Source organism: Streptomyces sp. NPDC001100 (assembly GCF_053598575.1).
In genome coordinates this window covers 201,824-218,670 of sequence record NZ_JBSFKO010000015.1, presented here as the reverse complement: position 1 = coordinate 218,670, position 16,847 = coordinate 201,824, and the positions used below count along the sequence as shown (strand labels likewise).

Annotated in this window: 15 protein-coding genes; 12 read left to right on the top strand and 3 right to left on the bottom strand. The window is 70.4% G+C overall.

Annotated elements, in window-relative coordinates; genetic code table 11:
- Window positions 1-158 precede the first annotated feature (158 nt).
- Together ACWDEW_RS23305 and ACWDEW_RS23300 are read right to left on the bottom strand one after the other, a co-directional pair.
- On the bottom strand, window positions 159-368 hold the full coding sequence (locus ACWDEW_RS23305; RefSeq protein ID WP_450514858.1) for a DUF6243 family protein: 210 nt from the start codon (window positions 366-368) through the stop codon (window positions 159-161).
- 56 nt (window positions 369-424) lie between these two features.
- Entirely contained in the window at window positions 425-2,227 is a 1,803-nt protein-coding gene (locus ACWDEW_RS23300) for a glycoside hydrolase family 15 protein (protein ID WP_450514879.1), read from the bottom strand.
- 459 nt (window positions 2,228-2,686) lie between these two features.
- On the opposite strand from ACWDEW_RS23300, the gene ACWDEW_RS23295 reads away from it, so the two are divergent.
- The 12 genes from ACWDEW_RS23295 to ACWDEW_RS23240 all read left to right on the top strand — a co-directional run bounded on the left by ACWDEW_RS23295 (window position 2,687) and on the right by ACWDEW_RS23240 (window position 16,174).
- The gene (locus ACWDEW_RS23295; protein WP_450514857.1) at window positions 2,687-4,354 is read left to right on the top strand and encodes a CTP synthase; all 1,668 of its coding nucleotides are present in this window, start codon (window positions 2,687-2,689) and stop codon (window positions 4,352-4,354) included.
- A gap of 108 nt (window positions 4,355-4,462) precedes the next feature.
- A complete protein-coding gene (locus ACWDEW_RS23290) occupies window positions 4,463-5,089 on the top strand; it encodes an NUDIX domain-containing protein (protein WP_450514856.1) in 627 nt (208 codons plus the stop codon).
- Between the two features lie 199 nt (window positions 5,090-5,288).
- Window positions 5,289-7,355 (top strand): tetratricopeptide repeat protein, encoded by a 2,067-nt coding sequence (locus tag ACWDEW_RS23285; protein ID WP_450514855.1) that lies wholly within the window; start codon window positions 5,289-5,291, stop codon window positions 7,353-7,355.
- A 142-nt stretch (window positions 7,356-7,497) separates the two neighbouring features.
- Window positions 7,498-8,613: an alanine dehydrogenase gene (gene ald, locus ACWDEW_RS23280; RefSeq protein ID WP_450514878.1), complete on the top strand. Its 1,116-nt coding sequence runs from the start codon at window positions 7,498-7,500 to the stop codon at window positions 8,611-8,613.
- Between the two features lie 413 nt (window positions 8,614-9,026).
- Window positions 9,027-10,163 (top strand): ParA family protein, encoded by a 1,137-nt coding sequence (locus tag ACWDEW_RS23275; RefSeq protein ID WP_078532803.1) that lies wholly within the window; start codon window positions 9,027-9,029, stop codon window positions 10,161-10,163.
- Window positions 10,148-10,702 (top strand): hypothetical protein, encoded by a 555-nt coding sequence (locus ACWDEW_RS23270; protein WP_381245578.1) that lies wholly within the window; start codon window positions 10,148-10,150, stop codon window positions 10,700-10,702. The genes ACWDEW_RS23275 and ACWDEW_RS23270 overlap by 16 nt, the downstream gene beginning before the upstream one ends.
- A gap of 18 nt (window positions 10,703-10,720) precedes the next feature.
- Window positions 10,721-11,698 (top strand): segregation and condensation protein A, encoded by a 978-nt coding sequence (locus tag ACWDEW_RS23265; RefSeq protein WP_450514854.1) that lies wholly within the window; start codon window positions 10,721-10,723, stop codon window positions 11,696-11,698.
- On the top strand, window positions 11,695-12,351 hold the full coding sequence (gene scpB / locus ACWDEW_RS23260; protein ID WP_450514853.1) for an SMC-Scp complex subunit ScpB: 657 nt from the start codon (window positions 11,695-11,697) through the stop codon (window positions 12,349-12,351). The genes ACWDEW_RS23265 and scpB overlap by 4 nt, the downstream gene beginning before the upstream one ends.
- Window positions 12,351-13,529: a pseudouridine synthase gene (locus ACWDEW_RS23255; protein WP_450514852.1), complete on the top strand. Its 1,179-nt coding sequence runs from the start codon at window positions 12,351-12,353 to the stop codon at window positions 13,527-13,529. Before scpB ends, ACWDEW_RS23255 begins: the two co-directional genes overlap by 1 nt.
- Window positions 13,530-13,673: 144 nt before the next feature.
- Window positions 13,674-14,402 carry an NUDIX hydrolase gene (locus tag ACWDEW_RS23250; RefSeq protein WP_450514851.1) on the top strand — a complete coding sequence of 243 codons (729 nt, stop codon included), beginning with the start codon at window positions 13,674-13,676 and terminating at the stop codon, window positions 14,400-14,402.
- A complete protein-coding gene (locus tag ACWDEW_RS23245; RefSeq protein ID WP_450514850.1) occupies window positions 14,399-15,421 on the top strand; it encodes an ADP-ribosylglycohydrolase family protein in 1,023 nt (340 codons plus the stop codon). Before ACWDEW_RS23250 ends, ACWDEW_RS23245 begins: the two co-directional genes overlap by 4 nt.
- Window positions 15,422-15,424: 3 nt before the next feature.
- Window positions 15,425-16,174, top strand: a complete 750-nt coding sequence (locus ACWDEW_RS23240) for a nucleotidyltransferase domain-containing protein (protein ID WP_450514849.1) — start codon at window positions 15,425-15,427, stop codon at window positions 16,172-16,174.
- Here the strand turns inward: ACWDEW_RS23240 and ACWDEW_RS23235 are convergent.
- Window positions 16,100-16,843: a nucleotidyltransferase domain-containing protein gene (locus tag ACWDEW_RS23235; protein ID WP_450514848.1), complete on the bottom strand. Its 744-nt coding sequence runs from the start codon at window positions 16,841-16,843 to the stop codon at window positions 16,100-16,102. The genes ACWDEW_RS23240 and ACWDEW_RS23235 overlap by 75 nt on opposite strands.
- Window positions 16,844-16,847 lie beyond the last annotated feature (4 nt).

Below are 16,847 nucleotides of genomic sequence, written 5' to 3'. Positions count from 1 at the left end.
GCCGCCCCCCTTTCAGAGAAGGGGCTTTTGTCCGCTTTCAGCCTAGGCGGGTGACGTGCGGGGGTCGCGCCGGGGCGCCGCACGTCACCAAGCCGTAAGGGGTAGCGCAGCAGGGCCCGGACCGCGCGTCACGGTCCGGGCCCTGCTGCTGAGGTGCGTCAGCTCTTCGCGGTGTCGTCGCCCGCCTGTCCGGTGGCCTCGGCCGCCTTCTCGCGCATCTTGCGCACCAGCTCCGCCTTCTGGTCGGCTGCGCCCTGGCGGTCGAGGTTGCGGTGCGGGCCGTGGTTCTGCCGTTCGGCGCGGGACTGCTTCTTGCGCTTGCCGCCGCCCTGGCCCACGGGGTTGTTGATGTTCTTGCTGACGGTCATGATTCTCCCGGTAGTGATGTCAAGTGGTCCGCGGATTCACCACCCCGGCGCCGGTGTCAGCCGCCGTAGGCCCCCGAAGCCGTCAGCCGCAGCGCGGTGTCGATCAGCGGGACGTGGCTGAAGGCCTGCGGGAAGTTGCCGACCTGGCGCTGCAGACGCGGGTCCCACTCCTCGGCGAGGAGGCCCAGGTCGTTGCGGAGCGAGAGCAGCTTCTCGAAGAGCTTACGGGCCTCGTCCACGCGACCGATCATCGCGAGGTCGTCCGCCATCCAGAACGAGCAGGCCAGGAACGCGCCCTCGTCACCGGGGAGGCCGTCGACGCCCTCGTCCGTGCCCGAGGTCGGGTAGCGCAGGATGAAGCCGTCAGGGGTGGACAGCTCGCGCTGGATCGCCTCGATCGTGCCGATCACGCGCTTGTCGTCGGGAGGCAGGAAGCCCATCTGCGGGATGAGCAGCAGCGAGGCGTCCAGCTCCTTCGAACCGTACGACTGCGTGAAGGTGTTGCGCTCCTTGTCGTAACCGCGCTCGCACACATCGCGGTGGATGTCGTCGCGCAGCTCGCGCCACTCCTCCAGCGGCCCGTCCGCGTCGCCCGACTCGATCAGCTTGATCGTGCGGTCGACCGCGACCCAGGCCATCACCTTCGAGTGCACGAAGTGGCGGCGCGGGCCGCGCACCTCCCAGATGCCCTCGTCCGGCTCGTCCCAGTGCTTCTCCAGGTAGCGGATCAGCTTCAGCTGGAGGAGGGAGGCGTAGTCGTTGCGGGCCAGGCCGGTCATGTGGGCCAGGTGCAGGGCCTCGGTGACCTCGCCGTAGACGTCCAGCTGGAGCTGGTGCGCGGCGCCGTTGCCCACCCGGACCGGGCCCGAGTTCTCGTAGCCGGGCAGCCAGTCCAGCTCCGCCTCGCCGAGCTCGCGCTCGCCGGCGATGCCGTACATGATCTGCAGGTTCTCCGGGTCGCCGGCGACGGCCCGCAGGAGCCACTCGCGCCAGGCGCGGGCCTCCTCGCGGTAGCCGGTGCGCAGCAGCGAGGAGAGGGTGATGGCCGCGTCGCGGAGCCAGGTGTAGCGGTAGTCCCAGTTGCGGACGCCGCCGATCTCCTCCGGGAGGGAGGTCGTGGGGGCGGCGACGATGCCGCCCGTCGGGGCGTACGTGAGGGCCTTCAGCGTGATCAGGGAGCGTACGACGGCCTCGCGGTAGGGGCCGTGGTACGTGCACTGGTCGACCCACTCGCGCCAGAAGTCCTCCGTCGCCTCCAGCGACTGCTCCGGCTCGGGGAGCGGGGGCGGCTGCTTGTGCGAGGGCTCCCAGGAGATGGTGAACGCGATGCGGTCACCCGGCGCGACGGTGAAGTCCGCGTACGTCGTGAGCTGCTTGCCGTAGGTCTCCGCCGATGTGTCGAACCACACGGAGTCGGGGCCCGCGACGGCGACCGTGCGGCCCTCGTGCTTGTGCACCCAGGGGACGACCCGGCCGTAGGAGAAACGCATCCGGAGGGCCGAGCGCATCGGGACGCGGCCGGAGATGCCCTCGACGATGCGGATCAGCTGGGGGGCGCCGTCGCGAGGGGGCATGAAATCGGTCACGCGGACCGTGCCTCGCGGGGTGTCCCACTCGGACTCCAGGATCAGCGAGTCGCCTCGGTAGCCGCGCCGGGCCGCGGTGGGCGGCGGCGCGTCGGAGGCGTGGGCCGGGCCCAGCCGCCAGAAGCCGTGTTCCTCGGTGCCCAGCAGACCGGCGAAGATGGCATGGGAATCGAATCGGGGCAGGCACAGCCAGTCCACCGTGCCGTCCCGGCAGACCAGGGCAGCGGTCTGCATGTCTCCGATGAGTGCGTAATCTTCGATGCGCCCGGCCACGTGCAACTCCAGTCGAACGGCCACGTCGCCCCACCGAAAAGGGGGCGGTCGCTGTGTGCGGTCAAGGGATCGTTTGTAGTGCGTCGTTGAGCCATGAAGCAAATGGGGGTCGTCGCCCAACGGGCTGACGAGCTCTCGTTGTTCCGGGTGATACGGGCGGGGGTGGTGCCGTGTTCCGGACCGGCTCGGCAGCGAGTGTCCGAGCAGGATACGACGCACGTAGATGATCTGTGTGCCGCTCTCGCCAACGGACCTGGGCCGAACGGGTGAGCAACAGGTGAGAAGCAGGTAACCAGGGTGAGTCTGTGTCGACGCGAGCGACCAGTGTGGCGAGGCGAGTGCGGAGCGTGGCCGGAAGCCATCTCGTCCGGGCGCTGATACCCTGGTAGCCCGTGGACCGGTGGGCGCAAATCCTCCGACCGCAACTCGAACCGCGACCACGGGAGCCCCCTCTTGGCCATGCCGACCGCTGCTTTTCGAAACAGCACAGCCACGACGACCAAGCACATCTTCGTCACCGGGGGTGTCGCCTCCTCACTCGGCAAGGGCCTCACCGCCTCCAGCCTCGGCATGCTCCTCAAGGCGCGGGGCCTGCGCGTCGTGATGCAGAAGCTCGACCCGTATCTGAACGTCGACCCCGGCACGATGAACCCCTTCCAGCACGGTGAGGTCTTCGTCACCAACGACGGCGCCGAGACCGACCTGGACATCGGCCACTACGAGCGGTTCCTCGACCGCGACCTGGACGGCAGCGCCAACGTCACCACCGGCCAGGTCTACTCGACGGTCATCGCCAAGGAGCGGCGCGGCGAGTACCTCGGCGACACCGTGCAGGTCATCCCGCACATCACCAACGAGATCAAGCACCGCATCCGGCGCATGGCGACCGACGAGGTCGACGTCGTCATCACCGAGGTCGGCGGCACGGTCGGCGACATCGAGTCGCTGCCGTTCCTGGAGACGGTCCGCCAGGTCCGCCACGAGGTCGGCCGGGACAACGTGTTCGTGGTCCACATCTCGCTCCTGCCGTACATCGGCCCCTCGGGAGAGCTGAAGACGAAGCCCACCCAGCACTCGGTTGCGGCCCTGCGCAACATCGGTATCCAGCCGGACGCGATCGTGCTGCGCTCCGACCGCGAGGTGCCGACCGCGATCAAGCGCAAGATCTCGCTGATGTGCGACGTCGACGAGGCCGCCGTGGTGGCCTGCCCCGACGCCCGCTCGATCTACGACATCCCCAAGACCGTGCACAGCGAGGGCCTGGACGCCTATGTCGTCCGCAAGCTGGACCTGCCGTTCCGCGATGTGGACTGGCGGACCTGGGACGACCTGCTCGACCGCGTCCACAACCCGCTGCACGAGATCAACCTCGCGCTGGTCGGCAAGTACATCGACCTGCCCGACGCCTACCTCTCGGTCACCGAGGCCCTGCGCGCCGGCGGCTTCGCCAACAAGGCCCGCGTGAAGATCAAGTGGGTCACCTCGGACGACTGCAAGACCCCGGCCGGCGCCGCCAAGCAGCTCGGTGACGTCGACGCGATCTGCATCCCCGGCGGCTTCGGCGACCGCGGTGTCTCCGGCAAGGTCGGCGCCATCCAGTACGCCCGCGAGCACAAGATCCCGCTGCTCGGCCTCTGCCTGGGCCTGCAGTGCATCGTGATCGAGGCCGCGCGCAACCTGGCCGGCATCGACGACGCCAACTCCACCGAGTTCGACCCGGCCACCGGCCACCCGGTCATCTCCACCATGGCCGAGCAGCTCGACATCGTCGCCGGCGAGGGCGACATGGGCGGCACCATGCGCCTGGGCATGTACCCCGCCAAGCTCGCCGAGGGCTCCATCGTGCGCGAGGTGTACGACGGCAAGGAGTACGTCGAGGAGCGCCACCGCCACCGCTACGAGGTCAACAACGCCTACCGCGCCGAACTGGAGAAGAAGGCCGGTCTCCAGTTCTCCGGCACCTCCCCGGACGGCAAGCTCGTCGAGTACGTCGAGTACCCGCGCGAGACGCACCCCTACCTCGTCGCCACCCAGGCCCACCCCGAGCTCCGCTCCCGCCCGACCCGGCCGCACCCGCTCTTCGCGGGCCTGGTCAAGGCGGCCGTCGCACGCAAGACGGGCAAGTAGTACGAGGGTTGTACGGTGACCGGGGTGCGCGCCTTCAAGAGGTGTGCACCCCGGTTTCTTTGTAATGCAGGTCTTTGCAATGCAGGCACGTGCGCGGGAGGACAGGGCATGACCATCAAGGACACCCCGGAGGAGTGGGAGATCCGGGCGACCGCGACCCCCTTCGTCGGCAACAAGACCTCCGTGCGCACCGACGACGTGGTGATGCCCGGCGGCACGATCGTGCACCGCGACTACCAGGTCCACCCCGGCTCCGTGGGCGTCCTCGCCCTCGACGAGCAGGACCGGGTGCTGCTCATCAGGCAGTACCGCCACCCCGTACGCCAGAAGCTGTGGGAGATCCCGGCCGGACTCCTCGACGTCCCCGGCGAGAACCCGCTGCACGCCGCCCAGCGCGAGCTGTACGAGGAGGCGCACGTCAAGGCCGAGGACTGGCGGGTGCTGACCGACGTCTACACCACGCCCGGCGGCTGCGACGAGGCCATCCGGATCTTCCTCGCCCGCGACCTGTCCGAGGCCGACGGACAGCGCTTCGAGGTCGAGGACGAGGAGGCCGACATGGAGCACGCGCGCGTGCCCCTCGACGACCTGGTCCGGGGGATCCTCGCCGGCGAACTGCACAACAACTGCCTCGTCGTCGGCGTCCTCTCCCTGGTCGCCGCCCGGCACGGCGACGGCATCGACGCGCTGCGCCCCGCCGAGGCGCCGTGGCCCGCGCGTCCCTTCGAGTCCTGAAGCCGCAATTCCCCTGAAGCCACACCTCATCCTTTGCGCGCGTTTCGGCGTCTTCCGGTGTGACCATCGGCTGATCCGATCGGGGGATGTGCCCGCCGTGCTCCGCACGATTCGTCGCAGAGCGTGAACTAGGCTCTGGAATCACCCGATCCGGAGTCCCGGCGGGCTATGCGCGTGCAGTGGGACGGGAGTGTGGCCCGTGACGGATCAGGCGGTGGACACAGATGGCGTGAGGCTGTCCGAGGACACTTCTGCCGAGGGTCAATTCCTGGGCCGCGCAAGAGAGTTGAAGGAGCTGCGGGCCGACATCGAGCGCGCGGGCCTGGACACCATCGCCGGCCGGAAGGCGCCCCGCGCGCGCGTCCTGCTCATCGCGGGCAAGCCCGGCTCGGGACGTACCGCCCTCGCCGGGGAACTCGTCCGGCAGGTCGCTGACCGTTACGACCACGGTGTGCTCCGGGCCCGCCTCAGCGAACCCGACGGCACCCCCGTCCCCACCGAGCGCACCGCCCGTGAACTGCTCACCGCCCTGGAACTGCCGACCCCGGCCGGAGCCTCCGCGGACGACCTCTCGGACATCCTGCGCGCCGCCCTCGCCGACCGGCGGGCACTGCTCCTGCTCGACGACGCGGCCGACGCCGAGCAGGTCGACGCGCTCCTTCCGGACTCCCCGGACTGCCTGGTCGTCGCCGTCTCCGGCGGCCCGCTCACCGGTATCGCCGACGTCCGCCCCTGCACCCTGGGCGGCCTCGACACCAAGTCCGCGCTGGAACTGCTCACCCGCTACACCGGCGCGGTCCGCATCACCGTCGACCCGCTCGCCGCCGAGGGCCTGGTCGAGGTCTGCCGGGCCCAGCCCGCCGCGCTGACCCTGGCCGGCGGCTGGCTCGCCGCCCGCCCGCAGGCCGCCGTCGCCGACCTCGCCAAGCACCTGCACGCCGAGAGCGACGAGGGCACCCCGCTGAGCCGTGTCTTCCGGCTCGTCTACGGCTCGCTGCCCAGCCCCGCCGCCCGGATACTGCGACTGCTCTCCCTCGCCCCGGCCGGCCAGGTCGACCCGCAGACCGCCTCCGCGCTCGCCGGCTGCTCCGTCAACGGCGCCCGCGCCGCCCTGGACGACTTCGTCACCGCGGGCCTGCTGCGCGCCCTGGACTCCCCGCTGCCGCAGTACGAGGTCCCCGGCTGCCTCCAGCCCCTCCTGCGCGCCCTCGCCGAGACCCAGGACCGCCCGGCCGAGCTCCAGCTGGCCCGCGCCCGCATGCTGGAGCGGACCGTACGGCTGCTCCAGTCCTGCCGTGCCATCACCGAGACCGACAGCCCCCAGGCCCGCGAGAAACTCCTCGGCATGCCCAGCTCGCTGCGGTTCCCGAACCCCCGGGCCGCCGCCGACTGGCTGCGGCTCAGCCGGCCCGCCCTGCTGGCCTCCGCGCGGCTCGCGGTCGCCGACGGCGAACTCGACACGCTGGCCCGCCGGTTGATGTCCCAGCTGGTGCGCGCGATGGTCGCCCACTTCGGCACCCAGTCGGCCGCCCCCGAGCTCTACGGCATCCACCGCCTCGTCCTCGACGTGGCCGAGCGGCGGAACCTGCCCCGGGAGAAGGCCGCCGCTCTGCTGAACCTCGCCGATCTGGACGCGCAGACCGGCCGTACGACCGAGGCGCTGGCCCGCTACCGGGCCGCGCTGGACGCCGGACGCGAAGCGAATGACCCGTACGCGACCGGTCGCGCGATGGAATCCGTAGGCGGCGCGCACCAGGAGCTCGGCGACTACGACAGGGCCGCCGACTGGTTCGGCCGCGCGCTGGCCCAGCGGCTGGCCCGGGACGAGCGCGCGGAGGCCGCCCGGCTCTACGGCCGGATCGGCGCCGCGCACACCTACGCGGGCCGCTACGGCGAGGCACTGAGGAACTGGCGGGCGGCCGTCGCCGGGTACCGCAAGAACGGCGATGTGCCCGCCCAGGCACGGGCGTTGAGCGAGCTGGCCCGGGTCCAGGAGTACGCGGGCCGCCCCGAGGAGTCGCTGCTCACCTGTCACGAGGCGGTCGAGTGGGCGCGCCGCGCCGAGGACGTACGACTCCAGGCGGCGCTGCAGCTGCGGCTGGCCGACACCCTCGACCGGCTGGGCGACCCGGCGTCCGCCGCGCTGCACCGCGGCACGGCCGAACGGATGCTCGGCGAGGAGCTTCAGGAGGGTGATCCCGCCCCCGAATCTCTGGAACATGACGCTAACGCCTGCGAAATCCGTAGTACATCCACGGAAGATTGATGCATTGAAAGGCTAGACACCGAGAACGCCTTCATTAAACTGGCTCTGCCGCACCTTCTCCTGCGGTCTCCCGGTGCGCTCACGCATGTCCGGGTATGAGATGTATTGCCCCACACCCTCTGAGCCAAGGACCGTGATCGACGTGAAGGTCGGCATCCCCCGCGAGGTCAAGAACAACGAGTTCCGGGTGGCCATCACACCCGCCGGCGTGCACGAGCTGGTGCGCCACGGCCACCAGGTCGTCATCGAGCAGAACGCCGGCGTCGGCTCCTCGATCCCGGACGACGAGTACGTGGCGGCGGGCGCGAAGATCCTCGCCACCGCCGACGAGGTCTGGGCCACCGCCGACCTGCTGCTCAAGGTCAAGGAGCCCATCGCCGAGGAGTACCACCGCCTCCGCAAGGACCAGACGCTCTTCACCTACCTGCACCTGGCCGCCTCCAAGGAGTGCACCGACGCGCTCATCGAGTCCGGCACCACCGCGATCGCCTACGAGACCGTCGAGCTGCCCGGCCGCGCCCTGCCGCTGCTCGCCCCGATGTCCGAGGTCGCGGGCCGCCTCGCCCCGCAGGTCGGCGCCTACCACCTGATGCGCTCGGTCGGCGGCCGCGGTGTGCTCCCCGGCGGTGTCCCCGGCACCCAGCCCGCGCGGGCCGTCGTCATCGGCGGCGGTGTCTCCGGCTGGAACGCCACGCAGATCGCCGTCGGCATGGGCTTCCACGTCACGCTGCTCGACCGCGACATCAACAAGCTCCGCGAGGCCGACAAGGTCTTCGGCACCAAGGTCCGGGCGATCATGTCCAACTCCTTCGAGCTGGAGAAGGCCGTCCTGGACGCCGACCTCGTCATCGGCGCGGTGCTCATCCCGGGCGCCAAGGCCCCGAAGCTGGTCACCAACGAACTCGTGTCGCGGATGAAGCCCGGAAGCGTGCTTGTCGACATCGCGATCGACCAGGGCGGCTGCTTCGAGGACTCGCGTCCGACCACCCACGCCGAGCCGACCTTCCCGGTCCACGACTCGGTCTTCTACTGCGTCGCCAACATGCCCGGCGCGGTGCCCAACACGTCGACCTACGCGCTCACCAACGCCACGCTCCCGTACATCGTGGAGCTCGCCAACCGCGGCTGGGTCGAGGCGCTGCGACGTGATCCTGCTCTCGCCAAGGGCCTCAACACCCATGACGGCAAGGTGATTTACCGCGAGGTCGCGGAGGCGCACGGACTGGAGCACGTCGAGCTGGAGAGCCTGCTCGGCTGACCGTTCGGCGACTCTGTCGACTAAGTCACCGTTCAGCAAAAGGCGATACGTCAACACAGGTCGTCAACACCGCACGCCCGGCCGGACCTTGGTCGACAGGTCCGGCCGGAAGTGTGTGTATGGTCACTTTGCGGCACTCGGTCAACTCGCGCCGAACATAACCCTTGAACCGATTCGTGCACCGGTGAAACCTGCCGTGCGACTGCCGTACGCCCTTGACAGAGGGATGTTTCATTGCCGACACATCGGGCCGGGTCCGGCGGATTGTGTTGCTGCGAACACCCGACACGCCATAGAGTCGCCAACCGTCGGCATGGTGCCACGCTGACCTATCGAGAAGTTCCCTGGTCACCAAGGAGGTAAGACGACTTGTGAATGAGTCGACATTTTCTCCCGGGGGTGGTCAACCAGGAATGCCGGCAAGGGGCCAGGAGCCCGCGGGGTTCGAGGCTGTCGGCTCCGTCGCTGTGCGCACCTTCGCAGCCCACCAGGGTCACCACAAGCCAGGGGTGACCCAGCCAGCACACCAGAGCATGGATGGCCATCACGTGAACGCCATGGCCGGCGACGGAAGGGGCGCGCCCCACAACCATTTCGCCGACTACGACGAACTGCCCGACGGGCACTTCTACGACCCCGACGCCGAGTACGAGCCCGATCCCGAGTACGCGGCCACACTCGCGCCCGACGCCGCCCGCCAGCGCCGTGAGCGCGTGGGCCCGACCGGACGCCCGCTCCCGTACTTCCCGATCCCGGGCCCGCTGACCAGTCACGGCCCCGCGACGATCATCGCGATGTGCAACCAGAAGGGCGGCGTCGGCAAGACCACGTCGACCATCAACCTGGGTGCCGCGCTCGCGGAGTACGGCCGCCGCGTACTGCTCGTCGACTTCGACCCGCAGGGCGCGCTGTCGGTCGGACTGGGCGTCAATCCCATGGAGTTGGACCTCACCGTCTACAACCTGCTCATGGAGCGGGGCATGTCGGCCGACGAGGTGCTCCTCAAGACGGCGGTCCCGAACATGGACTTGCTGCCGAGCAACATCGATCTGTCCGCCGCCGAAGTGCAGTTGGTGAGCGAGGTCGCGCGCGAGTCCACCCTGCAAAGGGCGTTGAAGCCGCTGATGGCCGACTACGACTACATCGTGATCGACTGTCAGCCCTCCCTCGGCCTGCTCACCGTGAACGCCCTGACGGCGGCCCACAAGGTGATCGTGCCGCTGGAGTGCGAGTTCTTCGCGCTGCGCGGTGTCGCGCTGCTGACCGAGACGATCGAGAAGGTCCAGGAGCGGCTCAACCCCGAGCTGGAGCTCGACGGCATCCTCGCCACGATGTACGACTCCCGGACCGTGCACAGCCGTGAGGTGCTCGCCCGCGTCGTCGAGGCGTTCGACGATCACGTCTACCACACGGTCATCGGGCGCACGGTGCGCTTCCCGGAGACCACGGTCGCCGGTGAGCCGATCACCACGTACGCCTCCAACTCCGTCGGTGCCGCCGCCTATCGCCAGCTCGCCAGGGAGGTGCTCGCCCGGTGTCACGCCGAGTGAGTCTGCCGGGGGCCGACGAACTGTTCCGTACGACAGGGGGGATGGCGCTCCAGGCGTCCACCCCCAGGCGCCAGTCCAACGGAGAGGCACGGGTGCCGGCTCCGGCGGGGGAGAGCGACGGTGCCGCCGCCGGGGAGGACGCCCCGCAGTCCGTACCCGCACAGGGCGGTGACGGCGAGGGCGCGGAGCACGTGGCGGCCGACGCGGACGCGGGCGAGTCCCGCAGCCGGGCCGTGGACGGCTCCGTACGACGCCAGGAGGCGCAGGAAGGTTCTGCCGCCCCGCAGCCCCGCAAACGCGGCCGACAGCCCGCCCAGCGGCGTCCCAGCGGGCGGGAGCGGCACGACGAGAAAATCACCGTGTACGTCTCCGCCGAGGAGCTGATGGACCTGGAGCACGCCCGTCTGGTGCTCCGGGGCGAGCACGGCCTCGCGATCGACCGCGGCCGGATCGTCCGCGAGGCGGTCGCCGTCGTCCTGGCCGATCTGGAGTCCCGCGGGGACGCGAGCATTCTCGTACGCCGGCTTCGCGGGCGGTAGCGGTAGCCTGCGGGGGCCATGACCTCGAACGACGCTCCCGCCGCCGGCGCACCCGCCGGACGTCGGCGTGCGCTCGGGAAAGGGCCGGGTGCGGCTCCGGAGCCGGAGCCGGAACCCGAGGTCGTCGTCGAAGAAGCGGTTGTCGACGAAGTCGCGGGCGAAGTCGCCGAAGAACCCGACGACGGGGTCTTCAAGGTGCGGCTCGCCAACTTCGAGGGGCCCTTCGACCTTCTCCTCCAGCTGATCTCGAAGCACAAGCTCGATGTCACCGAGGTGGCGCTGTCCAAGGTCACCGACGAGTTCATGGCGCACATCAGGGCGATGGGGCCCGATTGGGATCTCGATCAGACGACCGAGTTCCTCGTCGTCGCGGCCACCCTGCTGGATCTGAAGGCGGCCCGGCTGCTGCCCGCCGCCGAGGTCGAGGACGAGGCCGACCTGGCGCTGCTGGAGGCCCGGGACCTGCTGTTCGCGCGGCTGCTGCAGTACCGCGCGTACAAGCAGATCGCCGAGATCTTCAACCGGCGCCTCGACGAGGAGGCCCGGCGCTACCCCCGTACCGTCGGGCTCGAACCGCACCACGCCGAGCTGCTGCCCGAGGTGGTCATCAGGATCGGCCCGGAGGGCTTCGCCCGGCTCGCCGTGAAGGCGATGCAGCCCAGGCCCAAGCCGCAGGTCTACGTCGACCACATCCACGCCCCGCTGGTCAGCGTGCAGGAGCAGGCCGGGATCGTGGTCGCGCGGCTGCGGGAGCTCGGCGAGGCCAGCTTCAGCGTGCTCGTCGACGACACCGACGACACCCTGACCGTCGTGGCGAGGTTCCTGGCGCTGCTGGAGCTGTACCGCGAGAAGGCCGTCGCCCTCGACCAGGAGACCGCGCTCGGCGATCTGATCGTGCGCTGGACGGGCGGGGAGGGGGAAGTCGAGCCGGTGGTGACCGACGAGTTCGACCGGCCGCCCGAGGTGCCCAAGGAGACCAAGGAGGAGTCGGCGTGAGCGAGGAGACCACGGGAGTACCGGCGAGCCCGTCCGCCGTCGCGGAACTCGACCTCAAGCCCGCCCTGGAGGCCGTCCTCATGGTCGTGGACGAGCCCGCGACCGTGGAGCACCTCGCGAAAATACTCCAGCGGCCCAAACGGCGGATCGCGGACGCGCTGCGCGAGCTGGCCGACGAGTACACCGTCCAGGGGCGCGGTTTCGAGCTGCGGCTGATCGCCGGAGGCTGGCGTTTCTACTCCCGGCCCCAGTACGCGCCGGCCGTCGAGGGCTTCGTCCTGGACGGCCAACAGGCCCGGCTCACCCAGGCGGCGCTGGAGACCCTGGCGGTCGTCGCGTACCGCCAGCCGGTCAGCCGCAGCAGGGTCTCGATGGTCCGCGGAGTCAACTGCGACGGTGTGATGCGCACCCTCTTGCAGCGGGGTCTGGTCGAGGAGGCGGGCACGGAACCCGAAACAGGTGCGATCCTGTACGTGACGACGAACTACTTTCTGGAGCGGATGGGCCTGCGAGGCCTGGACGAGCTCCCGGAGCTCGCGCCCTTCCTCCCTGAGGCCGAGGCGATCGAGGCGGAGACGCTGGAAGGGGTCCCGTCGTTCGATCCGGATGCACCGGATGCAGATGCAGACGACACGACGACGACGGAACTTTGATGCGAAGCAGTGGCAGTGGCAGCGGTAGTGGCAGGAACAGCGGGCGCGGCAACCCCCGCGGGACCGGCGGGGGCGGCAATCCCCGGGGTTCCGGTGGAGGCGGCGGCGGCCGTGGCTCCGGCGCGGGCAACTCCCGGGGTGCCGGTGGCGGCGGCTCCCAGCCGAGGGGTGCGGGAGGCCGCGACGACAAGCCGAAGCGCGCCGGAAAGCCGCGTCCCGAGGAGCGGCGCTACGACGTAGGCCCCACGGGATCCCACGAAGGGCCCAAGTCGGGGCGCGGTGCGGCCGCGCGCGGCGGTGCCAAGGGCGGCCCCAAGCAGGGCCAGGGCACCGGGCGCGGGCGCTGGGCGCCGGCGACCTCGCGTGAGTACGACGCGCGGGCCGAGGAGCGCAACCGGGAGCGGTACGCGGGCAAGAAGGACGTCAAGCTGCCCAAGACCTTCCCGGGCGCCGAGCAGGAGGGCGAGCGGCTGCAGAAGGTCCTCGCGCGCGCGGGCTACGGCTCCCGGCGCTCCTGCGAGGAGCTGATCGAGCAGTCCCGCGTCGAGGTCAACGGCGAGATCGTCGTCGAGCAGGGCCTGCGCGTCGACCCCGAGCACGACGAGATCAAGGTCGACGGGCTGACGGTGGCGACACAGTCGTACCAGTTCTTCTCGCTGAACAAGCCCGCCGGTGTCGTCGCCACCATGGAGGACCCCGAGGGCCGGCAGTGCCTCGGCGACTACGTCACCAACCGGGAGACGCGCCTCTTCCACGTCGGACGGCTCGACACCGAGACCGAGGGTGTGATCCTGCTCACCAACCACGGCGAGCTGGCGCACCGGCTGACCCACCCCAAGTACGGCGTGAAGAAGACCTACCTCGCGCACATCGTGGGCCCGATCCCGCGCGATCTGGGCAAGCAGCTGAAGGACGGCATCCAGCTGGAGGACGGGTACGCGCGTGCGGACCACTTCCGGGTCGTCGAGCAGACCGGCAAGAACTACCTGGTCGAGGTGACCCTCCACGAGGGCCGCAAGCACATCGTCCGCCGCATGCTCGCGGAGGCCGGCTTCCCGGTCGACAAGCTGGTGCGGGTCTCCTTCGGCCCGATCACCCTGGGCGACCAGAAGTCGGGCTGGCTGCGACGGCTGTCGAACACCGAGGTCGGGATGCTGATGCAGGAAGTCGATCTCTAGGCACAGGGTTTGGGTGCGGCCGGTTCCGGAGTTGCTCCGGGGCCGGCCGTTCCGTTTTCGGCTGCCTCTCCGTCCGTCGTGGGGGTTGTGCGGGACCGCGACCACTCTTTATAGTCGAGATGACTATTAACGGGGTGGATCACCATGACCGCAACACCGGCCTACGACAAGTACGCCTTCGAACCCTTCGCCGTCACCGCCGACCTCGCCGTCCTCACGATCCGGGCCGGCGCCCTGCACGTCCTGCTCGTCGAGCGCGGCCAGGAGCCGTACGCCGGGCACTGGGCGCTGCCCGGTGGCTTCGTGGCGCCCGACGAGTCCGCCGAGACGGCCGCCCGGCGTGAACTCGCCGAGGAGACCGGCCTGTCGGACGTCTCCGGGCTGCATCTGGAGCAGCTGCGCACCTACAGCGAGCCCGACCGTGACCCCCGCATGCGGGTCGTCACCGTCGCCTTCGCCGCACTGCTGCCCGGCCCGCCCGAACCGCGTGCGGGCAGCGACGCGGCACAGGCCCGCTGGCTGCCGTACGACGGACTCGGGCCGCTCGCCTTCGACCACGACCAGATCCTGGCCGACGCGCACGAACGGGTGGGCGCCAAGCTGGAGTACAGCTCCCTCGCCACCGCCTTCTGCCCGCCGGAGTTCACGCTCGGGGAGCTTCAGCAGGTCTACGAGACCGTGTGGGGCGCCGAGTTGGACCGCCCCAACTTCCGCCGCAAGGTGCTCGCCACGCCGGGGTTCGTCGAACCGGTGCCGGGCGGCGCCAAGTTGACCGGCGGCCGTGGCAAGCCGGCCGCCCTGTACCGCGCCGGCACCGCCACCACCCTGTACCCGCCGCTGCTCCGCCCGACCCGGGAAGGAAGCCCCGCATGACCACGACCAGTGTCCGCAAGCGCGCCGCCACCGGAGCCCTGATCGGCCTCGCCCTCGGGGACGCGCTCGGCTTCCCGACCGAGTTCAACGCCGTGCCCGACATCCTCGCCAAATTCGGTCCCTGGCGGGAGATGGAGCTGCCGAAGCCGGCGATCGTCACCGACGACACACAGATGACACTGGCGCTGGGACGCGGGCTGCGAACCGCCATGGACCGCGGGCTGCTTGGGCCCAAGCGGATGGAGCGGCCGGTACGCGAGGAGTTCGTGGACTGGTACCAGTCGCCGGACAACAACCGTGCCCCCGGCCGGACCTGCCTCGTCGCCTGCAACCTGCTGAAGGCCGAGGACCGGCTCTGGCAGGACGCCAGCCAGATCGGTTCGAAGGGCTGCGGGGCCAATATGCGCGTCGCGCCGATCGGACTCGCCCCCGGTCTGAGCGACGAACAGCGGTCCGGCGCCGCCCAGTTGCAGTCCGCGCTCACCCACGGCCACCCGACCGCGCTCGCCGCCTCCGACCTCACCGCGCACGCCGTACGGCTGCTCGCACAGGGCGCCGAGCCGACCGGACTGGTCGGGCTGCTGCGGTCGTACGCGCTGGAGAACCGCACCCACTACCACCACCGCTGGCTCGGCGACCTGTGGACCCGGAGCCAGGACCCCACGCCCGAGCACTTCATCGCGCGCGGCTGGGACGACTGCCTGGAGATCCTGGACCGCCTCCAGGACGCCGTGCGCGCCAACTCCCCGGAGACCGACCCCTGTCTGGCCACCGGAGAGGGCTGGATCGCCGAAGAGGCCCTGGCGACAGGCCTGTTGTGCTTCCTCCTCTTCGTCGAGGAACCCGTCACCGCGCTGCGCCGGGCCGCCTGCACCTCCGGCGACTCGGACTCGATCGCCTGCCTCGCGGGCGCCTTCGCGGGCGCCCACCTCGGCGCGGACGCCTGGCCCGCGGAGTGGGCGGAGCGGATCGAGTACCGGGGGGACCTGCTGGCGCTCGGGGCGCTCTGGGACGCTTGACGGATGATCGACGTTCTGGACATCGACCTCAAGCCCGTGGTGGCGGAGCAGCCCGACCCGCTGCTCTTCGCCACCGTCTCCGGTGCGCACCTCTACGGCTTCCCGTCCCGCGACTCGGACGTGGACCTCAGGGGCGTGCACCTGCTGTCGGCCGCCGAACTCGTCGGCCTGCGCGAGCCGGACGAGACCCGGTCGAAGATGTGGCTGCGGGACGGCGTCGAGATGGACCTCGTCACCCACGACCTGCGCAAGTTCGTACGGCTGATGCTGCGGCGCAACGGCTATGTGCTGGAGCAGCTGCTGTCGCCGCTCGTCGTGCACACCACCGACGCCCACCGCGAGCTGGCCGCGCTCGCGCCGGGCGTTCTCACCAGCCATCACGCCCACCACTACCGCGGGTTCGCCACGACACAGTGGCGGCTGTTCGAGAAGACCGGTGAACTCAAGCCGCTGCTCTACACGTTCCGGGTGCTGCTCACCGGCATCCACCTGATGCGCAGCGGCGAGGTGCAGGCCCATCTGCCCACGCTCGTCGGCGAGGTCGAGGCGCCGTCGTACGTGACAGAGCTGATCGCGGCCAAGGCCGAGCGGGAGCACGGGGCCGCCGATGTCGACCAGGCGCGGGTGCGGGCCGACATAGAGGCCCTGCACGGTGAACTGGACGCGGCCCAGGAGGCGTCAGCGCTCCCGGACGCCCCGAGTACCTACGACGCCCTGCACGAGTTCGTCGTCCGGGTCCGGCTGAAGGGCTGAGGCGCGGCGGACCCGGATCAGGAAGTCCTCGACGCGAGCGCGGTCCGGCTCCGCCGGGAGCGGGGTCCGGGCCGCCGCCTCGTCCGTCTCCGCCGCCAGGCGGGTCATCCACGACTCGACCTCCGGCCAAGGGACTTCGCCGCGCTTGACGGACAGCAGGGGGTCGCGCCGGTCGCCCACGTCGATCGTCAGGATGCCCGTGCGGAGCAGGTCGCGGGCGCTCATCAGCAGGCGGAGCAGATGCATCGCGTGCTTCCAGCGCGGGGCGCCGTGCAGGCGGATGTCCGCCTCCAGCTTCTTGCGCTGGCCCAACGCGTAGCGCGTGAACGTCTCGTGGACCTGACGGGAGAGGAACGCGCCGCGCAGGGCGAGGAGTTCACGGCCCGTGTCGTCGATGTGCTCGACGACGGGGGAGTGCAGGCACTCCAGGATGTTCGGGTTGGCGCGCAGGGCCAGCTCGCAGAAGCGCTCCAGCTCCCAGCTGAACTGCTCCTCGGCGGGGCCCTCCACATGCGTCGGCGGCTTCTCGAAGCGCCAGAACAGGGGAGTGGGGGCGACGAACACGCCCCGGCGGTCGGTGTCGCTGCCCTCGGTCGCCAGGCCGAAGGCGCGCGACCCCATCACGCAGGCGTAGACCGTGTGGTCGCGGACCAGGGACTCGGGGTGCATTCCG